Origin of the sequence: Streptomyces sp. (genome assembly GCF_035563135.1) — a bacterium.
GTDB lineage: Bacteria > Actinomycetota > Actinomycetes > Streptomycetales > Streptomycetaceae > Streptomyces.
The window spans coordinates 1-10,188 of record NZ_DATMVN010000460.1 but is presented as its reverse complement, the minus strand read 5'-3'; the positions used below and the strand labels follow the sequence as shown (position 1 = coordinate 10,188).

Here is a 10,188-nt window from a genome sequence, read left to right as displayed (position 1 = left end):
GAACTGCACGGCCCCGAGGGTGCGCCCGCCGTGGTCCTGGCCCACGGCTGGACCTGCAACACCCGTTTCTGGGACGCCCAGGTGCGTGACCTGGCGGTGGACCACCGGGTCGTCGTCTACGACCAGCGGGGCCATGGGCGTACGCCCATGGCCGGGCCGGACGGCTACAGCACGCGGGCGCTGGCCGACGACCTCGAAGCGGTCCTGAAGGCCACGCTCGAACCGGGTCGGAAGGCGGTGCTCGGCGGGCACTCCATGGGCGGGATGACGCTGATGGCCGCTGCGGACCGCGACGCCGTGCGGGAGCACGGGGCGGCCGTGCTGCTGTGCAGCACCGGCAGTTCGCGGCTGACGGCCGAGTCGCTGGTGCTGCCGCTGCGGGCCGGGGCTCTCCGCACCCGGATGACCGCGGCGGTCCTCGGTGCGCGGGCGCCCCTCGGGCCGGTCACCGCGATGTCGAAGGTGATCCTCAAGTACGCCACGATGGGGCGTGGTTCCGCCCCGGAACGGGTGGATGTCTGTGCCAGGATCGTCCATGCGTGTCCCCGCAGGGCACGGGTCGCCTGGGGGCATGTGCTCGCGGAGCTCGACCTCGAGGCGCGTCTGCCGGAGCTGCGGCTGCCGACCGCGGTGATCGCGGGCGCCGAGGACCGGCTGACGCCGCCCGTGCACGCGAAGGCCATAGAGGCGGCGCTGCCGGTCAGTCTCGGACTCACCGTCCTGGCGGGTGCGGGTCACATGACGCCGGTCGAGGCGCCCGAGGTGGTCACGGCGAAGCTCCGCGAGCTGGTGGCCTCGTACGTCACTGTGGAAGGTGCGGGAAGCGCGGCGGCAGCCGTGCGTGAGGAGGAGGTCGCATGAGCGGCAGGCGGAGTCTCGAAGGACAGGTCGTCGTCGTCACGGGCGCGGCGCGCGGAGTGGGCGAACTGCTGGCCCGCAAGCTCTCCGCGCGGGGCGCCAGGCTGGCGCTGGTCGGCCTGGAGCCGGACGAGCTGAAGAAGGTCTCGGAGCGGCTGCATTCGGAAAGCGACCACTGGTACGCGGACGTCACCGACCACGAGGCGATGAGCCGGGTCGCCGAGGAGGTCAAGGCCCGCTTCGGCAGGATCGACGTCGTCGTGGCGAACGCGGGCGTCGCCACCGGCGGACCGCTGGTGGACTCCGACCCGGTGGCGTGGCGGCGGGTCATCGAGGTGAACCTGATAGGCGGCGCGGTGACGGCGCGGGCGTTCCTGCCGGTGCTGATGGAGAGCCATGGCTACTTCCTCCAGATAGCGTCGCTGGCCGCGATCACCCCGGCGCCGATGATGAGCGCGTACTGCGCGTCCAAGTCGGGTGTGGAGGCGTTCGCGCACTGCCTGCGCGGCGAGGTCGGCCACCGGGGCGTGAAGGTCGGTGTCGGCTACCTGTCCTGGACCGACACGGACATGGTGCGCGGTGCCGACCAGGACGACGTCATGCGGGAGCTGAGGCAGCGGCTGCCGTGGCCGACGAACCGCACCTACCCCCTGGGCCCGGCGGTCGACCGGATCGTGGCGGGGATCGAACGGCGCTCCCCGCATGTCTACGCCCAGTGGTGGCTGCGCGGGATGCAGTCGGTCCGGGGGTATCTGCCCGCGATGATCGGGACCGTCGGACAGCGGGAGATGAAGCGGTTCGGCTCCCGGCTCGACGGCGTGAGCAAGGGGCTCGTGGGGGCCGGAGGCGAGGCGGACCAGAAGGCGCGGGTCCAGCGCGGATGATCGAAATGCGGTGAATGTCCGGGTGTGTAAATCTGAGCGGGGCCCCATCGGGGTCAACCCCACGCACCCACACAGGAGTGAACAGCATGGGTATCGCAGACCAGTTCAAGGACAAGGCGCAGGAACTCGCCGACCGGGCCGAACGGCAGAAGGCGGGCGGTGAGCGGGACGAGACGCGTGAGCGTCCCGCCGGCCGTTCGGGCCGCGCCTCGGACCGGGCGCAGGGCCGCCGTCCCGGCGCGCGGGACCGGGCGCAGGGCGCGGCGGACAGGACGCGCGAGCGTTTCGAGCGCTGACGGCCGACGCGACTGACGTCTGCGGTGTGTTGGGGCGTACCCGGAGCGCCGGGTACGCCCCTTTCGCGTGCCGCGTGCGGGTTCGCGTCGCGGGGTGCGGGGTGCGGTGCGGTGGGTTTCGGGGCTCTGCCCTGGGCCCCGCTCCTCGATCGCCGGAGGGGCTTGGTTGTGCGCTGGGCCGGAGGGTGCGGGTTTGCGTCGTGGGGTGCGGGGTGCGGTGCGGTGTGGTGGGTGGTTTCGGGGCTTTGTCCCGGGCCCGGGTCCCGCACCGGTCACCTCGGGGGGAGCGGGGGCCGGCGTAGGTCCGGGGCCGTGTCGTAGGTGGGGGGTGTGGCCGCCGGGCGGGCCGCCAGGAGGTCCAGGGCCACCCTGACCGCGTCGTCCAGCACCGCGTGGCGGCCCTCCGCCCAGTCCAGCGGGGTGCGCAGGGCCTCCAGGTCGGGCTCGACGCCGTGGTTCTCGACGGACCAGCCGTACGTGTCGAACCAGGCCGCGTTCATCGGCACCGTGATCACCGTGCCGTCACCGAGCCGGTGCCGCCCGGTCATTCCGACCACGCCGCCCCAGGTGCGCTGACCCACCACCGGCCCCATCTCCAGCAGCCGGAACGCGGCCGTGATCATGTCACCGTCGGAGGACGTGGCCTCGTCGGCGAGGGCCACGACCGGCCCCCGGGGCGCGTTGGAGGCGTAACTGACCGCCTGAGCGTTGCGGGTCAGGTCCCAGCCGAGGATCGTGCGGGTGAGCTTCTCGACGACCAGCTCGCTGATGTGGCCGCCCGCGTTGCCCCGTACGTCCACGATCAGCGCGGGGCGCGACACCTCCAGCCGCAGGTCGCGGTTGAACTGGGCCCAGCCGGAGCCGCCCATGTCGGGGATGTGCAGGTAACCGCACTTGCCGTGGCTCAACTCCCGTACGACCTCACGGCGTTTGGCCACCCAGTCCTGGTAGCGCAGCGGACGTTCGTCGATCAGCGGGACGATCGCGATGCGGCGGGACCGGCCGCCGGGCCCGCTCCCGGCCGGGCGGAACGTCAGCTCCACCGTGGTGCCGCCCGCCGCGGTCAGCAGCGGGTACGGTCCGGCCACCGGGTCGACGGGCCGGCCGTCGACATGGGTGAGGACGGCCCCCTCCCTGATCCCCGTGCCGGCGAGCGGTGAACGGGCCTTGGAGTCGGAGGAGTCGCCCGGCAGGATGCGCCGCACCGTCCAGTCGCCGTCCCGGCACACGAGGTTGGCTCCCAGCAGGCCGATCGCCCGCTGGTAGTGCGGAGGACCCTCGTTGCGGCGGGCGGGGGAGACGTACGCGTGGGAGGTGCCCAGTTCACCGAGGACCTCACGCAGGAGATCGGCGAACTCGTCGGGGGACGAGACCCGTTCGACGAGCGGGCGGTACTGCTCCAGTACGCCGTCCCAGTCGATGCCGCACATGTCCGGTTCCCAGAAGTAGGACCGGATGATGCGCCCCGCCTCGCCGTACGCCTGGCGCCACTCGGCCGCCGGGTCGACGTCGTGCAGGATGCGGCGCAGATCGAGGAAGACCGTCGTGTCGTTGTCACCGGGCTCGTTGGACGGTACGGCGCGCAGCTCGCCGTCGTCCATGACGACGAGCCGGGTGGCGTCCCCGCTGACCGCGAACCAGTCGAGGTGGCCGACCAGTTCGGTCCTGCGGGCCTTGGCGATGTTGAAGTGCTCCAGGGTGGGCCGGCCCGACATGTCCGCCGGGTTCGCGAACGTCTCACCCAGCGCGCCGGAGATCGGCCAGCGCAGCCAGACGAGGCCGCCGCCGCTGACCGGCTGGAGCGCCGAGTACTTCGACGCGGAGACCGGGAACGGGGTCACCCTGTTCTCCAGCCCTTCGAACTCCACCATGACCGTCGGTCCCTCGACCGGGCCTTCGGCGATGTCCACAGGGTCCAGACCGCCCGCCGCGGGCCTGCCGTCCGGGAGCAGGGCGAAGGGTGAGGGAGTGGCCGAGGAGAGGGGGACCAGATACGGGCGGCAGCCCAGCGGGAAGGAGAGGTCGCCGGTGTGGACGTCGTACACCGGGTCGAATCCGCGCCAGGAGAGGAAGGCGAGATAGCGGCCGTCACCGGTGAAGACGGGGTTCTCGTCCTCGAAGCGGCCGTTGGTGACATCGACTATCACCGGGGCGTCCGGGCCGGTGATCCGGGCCAGTTTGATCTGCCGCAGAGCCCGGCCGACGCCGGGATGCGACCACGCCAGCCAGTGACCGTCCGGGGAGAAGGCCAGATCGCGCACCGGGCCGTTCACGGAGCGGATGAGCTCGGTGACCCCGGCACCGGTTTCTGCGCCCCCGGTACCGGTGGCCCCGGCTTCGGCGACCCCGGTACCGGCAACGCCACTCCCGGCGTCGGAGGCTCCGGCCTCGGCGACCCCGGCCGTCCCGGCGACCTCGGCCGCCCCGGTGGCCCCCGTTCCCGTGGAGCCGGTGCCGGCCTCCGCCTCCTGCGCCGTGTCCGTGTCCACCGTGTCCACATCCGCCGTGTCCAGCAGCAGCAGCCGCCCGTCGTTCGACGCGACTGCCAGCCGCTCGCCCTCCGGGTCCGAGATGAGCTCGTGCACCCTCCCCAGCTGCCCGGCGGCCAGCCTGCGGGGCGGGCGGTCGCCGCTGGCCCGTGGGAGGTGGGCGATCTCGATCGCGTCCTCGCCCTCCGCGTCCGTGACGTACGCGACCTGGCCGCTGCTGCCGAGCATCTCCGGCAGCCGGACCCGCACCCCCGGGGTGTCGGCGATCGTACGGGCGGGGCCGTCACGGTGGGTGAGCCAGTACAGGCTGCCGCGCACGGAGACGGCGCTCGCCCGGCCCGTCTCGTCGACGGACAGCGAGTCGACATGGCTGGCCGCCGGTACCTGGTACGTACGCCTGCCCGTCCGGGGTCCTCCGAGCCGCACCTCCAGTTTCCGGGGCACCGCCTCCGGCGACTCCAGGTCCTCGACCAGCCACAGATCGCCGGCGCACTGGTAGACGACCCTGCTGCCGTCGCTGGAGGCGTGCCGGGCGTAGAACGCGTCGTGGTCCGTGTGGCGGCGCAGGTCACTGCCGTCCATCAGGCAGGAGTACAGATTGCCGACGCCCTCGTGGTCGGAGAGGAAGGCGATGCGGCGTCCCACGAACATCGGTGCGTCCAGGTGCCCGCCGATGTCCGGCAGCAGCCGCTCGCCGTGCAGCCACAGCCGGCCCGTGGCGCCGCCCCGGTAGCGCTTCCAGGCCGCCGGTTCGTGCGGCGGCTTCCCGGTGAGCAGCAGGGTGCGCCGGGTGCCGTCGATGTCGGCGACCGCGATGTCGGACACGGGCCCCCAGGGGAGCTTTCCGCCCGGACTGCCGTCGGTGGGGACGCTGTACGCCCAGGAGAAGTACGAGAACGGCTGGTTGTGCGAGGAGACCGCGAGGATCTGGGACGCGTCGCCGGGGTCGGGGCTCCAGCCGCAGACCCGGGCGTCGGTCGAACCCCAGTAGGTGAGTCTGCGGGCGGGCCCGCCGTCGACGGGGGCGAGGTGGATCTCTGGATCGAGCGTGCGCCAGGTCGTGTAGGCGATACGGCTGCCGTCGGGCGAGAAGCGCGGATGACCGACCCGGGTCCGGTCGACGGTCAGCCGCCACGCCCGGCCGGGCCGCCGCCCCGCCGGGGCGAGGGGGGCGACCCAGAGGTCGTCCTCCGCCGCGAAGCAGAGCAAGTCCTCGTGGAGGTGCGGGAAACGGAGATACGCGACGTCGTCACTCACCCTCCAATGCTTTCCGTGCGAAGGGCCCGCGGCAACTTGTGGTGCAGGACACAAGCGAAACTTTCTCGTTTCGCCGGGATGGGGAGTATCTTCAAAGTGTACGAAACAGTTTCGTTCCGTTAGTTGATCTCCGGCTGACGTACGATCCAGCAGGCGCGAGGAGGAGGTCGACCCATGGCACGCAGCCGGCTCACGCCCGAACGCGAGAACGAGCTGTACGCCGCTGTGCTCGACCTGCTCGGCGAGGTCGGCTACGAAGCCCTGACCATGGACGCCGTCGCCGCCCGCACCCGTTCCAGCAAGGCCACCCTCTACCGCCAGTGGGGGAGCAAGGCCGAGCTGGTCGTCAGGGCGCTCCGCAGCAACAAGCCGGTGCACCTCGCCGAAGTCGACACCGGTTCGCTCCGCGGTGACTTCCTCGCCGTGATGGCGCGCACCGACGACTGCCAGATGGAGAAGAACTCCGCACTGCTGCGGGGTCTGAGCCATGCCGTCCACGACAATCCCGATCTCTTCCAGGCGCTGCGGGAACTGCTGATCGAGCCGGAGATGACCGGTCTCGGGGCGATGCTCCAGCGGGCCGTGGACCGGGGGGAGGTGCGTCCGGACAATCCGGCGCTCCCCTTCGTTCCGCACATGATGATCGGCGCCTTCGCCGCTCGGGAGCTGGTGGACAACCAGCCCGTCGACCAGGCGTTCCTCACTGATTACGTCGAATCCGTGGTCTTCCCCGCGCTCGACGTCTGACGTCCCCTCTTCCTTTCCCGTCTCCGTCCGCACGACCCGTCTCCGACGCTCCACCTGACACGCCGCTCTCGTCGTCGGGCTGGTTCCTCACGCCCTTTTCCACTCAACGACCTGACCGGGAGTACCCCTCCGTGGCTGCATTCCTGTACAAACTGGGACGGCTCGCCTTCCGGCGCCGCCGTTACGTCGCCCTGATCTGGGTAGCGCTGCTGGCGCTGGCCGGATTCGGCGCCTCCTCCGCGTCCACCGCCACCTCCAGCTCCTTCTCGATTCCCGGCACGGAGGCCCAGCGCGCCTTCGATCTGCTGGACGAACGTTTCCCCGGAGGCAGCGCCGACGGCGCGACCGCCCGGGTCGTCTTCAAGGCCCCCGGGAGCGAGAAGGTCACCGACGCGGCCAACAAGGCCGAGATCCAGGAGATCGTCGGTGAGCTGAAGTCCGGCTCCGACCAGATCGCCTCCGTGGCCGATCCCTATGCGACGAACGCCGTCAGCAAGGACGGCTCGACCGCCTACATCTCCGTCTCCTACAAGGTCGGCTCGATGGAGCTGACCGACGGGACGCGGGAGGCGCTCGAAGAGGCGGGCGAGGCCGCGCAGGGCGGCGGTATGACCGTCGAGATCGGCGGTGACGCGCTCCAGGTCATGCCGCACACCGGGGTCACCGAGGTCATCGGCGTCGCCGTCGCGGCCCTCGTGCTGGTCATCACCTTCGGCTCGCTGATCGCCGCGGGGCTGCCCCTGCTGACCGCCCTCATCGGTGTCGGCATAGGCGTCTCCCTGATCACGGCCCTGGCGAACGTGCTCGACCTGGGCTCGACCACCTCCACGCTCGCGATGATGATCGGCCTCGCGGTCGGTATCGACTACGCGCTCTTCATCGTCTCCCGCTACCGCGCCGAACTGGCCGAGGGCCGGGAACGGGAGGAAGCGGCGGGACGTGCCGTCGGTACGGCCGGGTCCGCGGTGGTCTTCGCCGGCCTGACCGTGGTCATCGCGCTGGCCGGCCTCGCCGTCGTCAACATCCCGATGCTGTCGAAGATGGGCTTCGCCTCCGCCGGAACCGTCGTGATCGCGGTGCTCATCGCGCTCACCCTGGTCCCCGCCCTGCTCGGGTTCGCCGGCAAGCGGGTCATGGGCCGCAAGGCCCGCAAGGCCGCCGAAGCGGGGGACAGGCAGGAGGCGAAGCCGAACCTGGGTGTCCGCTGGGCGCGGTTCGTCCTGCGCAGGCCCGTGTGGGTGCTGCTGGTCGGTGTCGTGGGTCTCGGAGCCGTCGCCGTCCCGGCCGCCTCGCTGGAGATGGGTCTTCCGGACGACGGTTCGCAGCCGAAGAGCACCACACAGCGTCAGGCCTACGACCTGCTGTCCGACGGCTTCGGTCCCGGCTTCAACGGCCCGCTGCTCGTGGTGGTGGACACGAAGGACAGCTCGGACGGCAGGACCGCCGTCGACCGGGTCTCCCAGGAGATCGAGAGCATCGGCCATGTCGCCGCCGTCACTCCGGCCACCTTCAACAAGGCCGGTGACGCCGCGACCATCACCGTCATCCCGCAGGACCGGCCGAGCTCGACCGACACGGAGAACGTCGTCCACGCCATCCGTGACGCGGGTGCGGACGTGAAGGACGACACGGGCGCCGAGGTGCTGGTCACCGGGGCCACGGCGATGAACATCGACTTCTCGCAGAAGATGAACGACGCGCTGCTGCCCTACCTGGCACTCGTCGTCGGGCTCGCCTTCCTGCTGCTGATGGTCGTCTTCCGCTCGGTGCTGGTGCCTCTCAAGGCTGCCCTCGGCTTCCTGCTCTCGGTCGTCGCGGCCCTGGGTGCGGTCGTCGCGGTCTTCCAGTGGGGCTGGCTCGCCTCGCTCTTCGGGGTCGAGCAGACCGGCCCGATCATGAGCATGATGCCGATCTTCATGGTCGGCGTGGTCTTCGGCCTCGCGATGGACTACGAGGTCTTCCTGGTCACGCGGATGCGCGAGGCGTACGTCCACGGGGAGACGCCCGGACAGGCGATCGTCACCGGGTTCCGGCACGGCGCCCGGGTGGTCACGGCAGCCGCGGTGATCATGATGGCGGTCTTCGCCGGCTTCATCGGCTCCAGCGAGTCGATGATCAAGATGATCGGCTTCTCGCTGGCCATCGCGGTCTTCTTCGACGCCTTCGTGGTGCGGATGGCGATCGTGCCGGCGGTGCTCGCCCTCCTCGGCAGGCGTGCCTGGTGGCTGCCGCGCTGGCTGGACCGGGCGCTGCCCAACGTGGACGTGGAGGGCGAGGGTCTGCGCAAGGACCTCGCCGACGGTGGCCCGGCCGACGGCGGCGGTGAGCGGGAGCTGGTCCGCGCATGACCCGTCAGGACCCCGGGGCCCGCGCCTGAGCGGAGCGCGGCCCCGGAGCGCCGGTCACCTGTGGGGACGGGGGGCCGGGGCGACGAGGAGCCCCCGTGCGCGGCACGGGGGCTCCCGTCATGTCCGGACGCCGGTGGCGGTGGCGGGGGTGGTCCGGGGGCGCTGAGCCGTCGCGGCGCGGGCCCGTGCCAGGAAGCGGATGAGGGGAGCCTTGTCGAACTGGAGGACCGCCACACCGTCCGGCGAGTGCAGTTCGACGATGAGCTGGGCCCGGCCGCACGGCCATATCCGTATCTCACCCCGGGTGGCGGGGGAGCGCAGTCCGCGTTCCAGGAGGTCGAGGCCGAAGGTCCGCTCGGCGCCGCCGGGCAGCCGGAGGCGGACGGCCTGCGGCTCCCCGGGGTCGCAGCGCAGTTCGACGGGGACCGGCCGGGGGTCGGGGCCGTCGGTGATGAGCCGGGCGCGGGCGTGTTCTTGGATCGTGTGGGGCATGGGCCGGCTCCTCCTGTGTGAAATCTCCTCCCCTAATGTCCCATATATACCTATATGGGCACGTCGAAGGGAGGGAGTAGTTGTCAGCCCTGCGTTCTTGCACACCGTTTGCAGCAGGGCTCTATCATGGAGCGTTTTCCGACCCCGCCAGCAGTGACGCCCGAAGCGGAGCCTCTCCATGCACGTACCCGACGGATTCATCAACGCACCCGTCTCCGCTGTCGCAGGCGTCGTCGCCGCGGGCGCGGTCGCCGTCAGCCTCCGCGGCGCACGGCGGGAACTCGGGGGCGCCTCCCGTCCGGGCGGCCCCGGGAGCGGGGGAGAGCGGACGGCTCCGCTGGCCGGGCTCGTCGCCGCGTTCATCTTCGCCGTGCAGATGCTGAACTTCCCGGTCGCGGCGGGCACCAGCGGCCATCTCCTGGGCGGGGCACTGGCGGCGATCCTGGTCGGGCCTTGCACGGGTGTGCTCTGTATAACGGTCGTCCTGCTGATGCAGGGCATCCTCTTCGCCGACGGCGGCCTCACCGCGCTCGGCGTGAACATCACGGTGATGGGGGTGGTCACCACCGTCGTCGCCTACGCCCTCTTCCGCGGGCTGACCCGGGTGCTGCCCCGCACCCGCCGCTCCACGACCGCCGCCGCCTTCGTGGCCGCGCTGGTCTCCGTGCCGGCCGCAGCCGTCGCCTTCACCCTGATCTACGCGATCGGCGGGACCACCGACGTGCCCATCGGCAAGGTGCTCACCGCGATGGCCGGCGTCCACGTCCTGATCGGCATCGGGGAGGCGGCCATCACCGCGCTGACCGTCGGCGCCGTG

General features: G+C 71.4%; 8 protein-coding genes. 6 read left to right on the top strand and 2 right to left on the bottom strand.

The features are described 5' to 3' along the window. The 3 genes from VN520_RS20455 to VN520_RS20445 form a co-directional block, all read left to right on the top strand. A partial coding sequence (locus VN520_RS20455) for an alpha/beta fold hydrolase (protein WP_325748379.1) occupies positions 1-861 on the top strand: 861 nt, incomplete at its 5' end. Then, the gene (locus VN520_RS20450) at positions 858-1,742 is read left to right on the top strand and encodes an SDR family oxidoreductase (RefSeq protein ID WP_325748378.1); all 885 of its coding nucleotides are present in this window, start codon (positions 858-860) and stop codon (positions 1,740-1,742) included. The genes VN520_RS20455 and VN520_RS20450, both read left to right, overlap by 4 nt. An 86-nt stretch (positions 1,743-1,828) precedes the next feature. Further along, a complete protein-coding gene (locus tag VN520_RS20445; protein ID WP_325748377.1) occupies positions 1,829-2,038 on the top strand; it encodes a hypothetical protein in 210 nt (69 codons plus the stop codon). A 272-nt stretch (positions 2,039-2,310) separates the two neighbouring features. Here the strand turns inward: VN520_RS20445 and VN520_RS20440 are convergent, their stop codons facing one another. Beyond that, positions 2,311-5,784 (bottom strand): S41 family peptidase, encoded by a 3,474-nt coding sequence (locus VN520_RS20440; protein ID WP_325748376.1) that lies wholly within the window; start codon positions 5,782-5,784, stop codon positions 2,311-2,313. Positions 5,785-5,958: 174 nt separating this feature from the next. Here VN520_RS20440 and VN520_RS20435 point away from each other — a divergent pair, with 174 nt between their 5' ends. Continuing rightward, positions 5,959-6,531 carry a TetR/AcrR family transcriptional regulator gene (locus tag VN520_RS20435; RefSeq protein ID WP_325748375.1) on the top strand — a complete coding sequence of 191 codons (573 nt, stop codon included), beginning with the start codon at positions 5,959-5,961 and terminating at the stop codon, positions 6,529-6,531. 131 nt (positions 6,532-6,662) lie between these two features. Further along, positions 6,663-8,879 (top strand): MMPL family transporter, encoded by a 2,217-nt coding sequence (locus tag VN520_RS20430; RefSeq protein ID WP_325748374.1) that lies wholly within the window; start codon positions 6,663-6,665, stop codon positions 8,877-8,879. A gap of 117 nt (positions 8,880-8,996) precedes the next feature. Here the strand turns inward: VN520_RS20430 and VN520_RS20425 are convergent, their stop codons facing one another. Beyond that, a complete protein-coding gene (locus tag VN520_RS20425) occupies positions 8,997-9,371 on the bottom strand; it encodes an SsgA family sporulation/cell division regulator (RefSeq protein WP_325748373.1) in 375 nt (124 codons plus the stop codon). A gap of 178 nt (positions 9,372-9,549) precedes the next feature. On the opposite strand from VN520_RS20425, the gene VN520_RS20420 reads away from it, so the two are divergent. After that, a partial coding sequence (locus VN520_RS20420; protein ID WP_325748372.1) for an energy-coupling factor ABC transporter permease occupies positions 9,550-10,188 on the top strand: 639 nt, incomplete at its 3' end.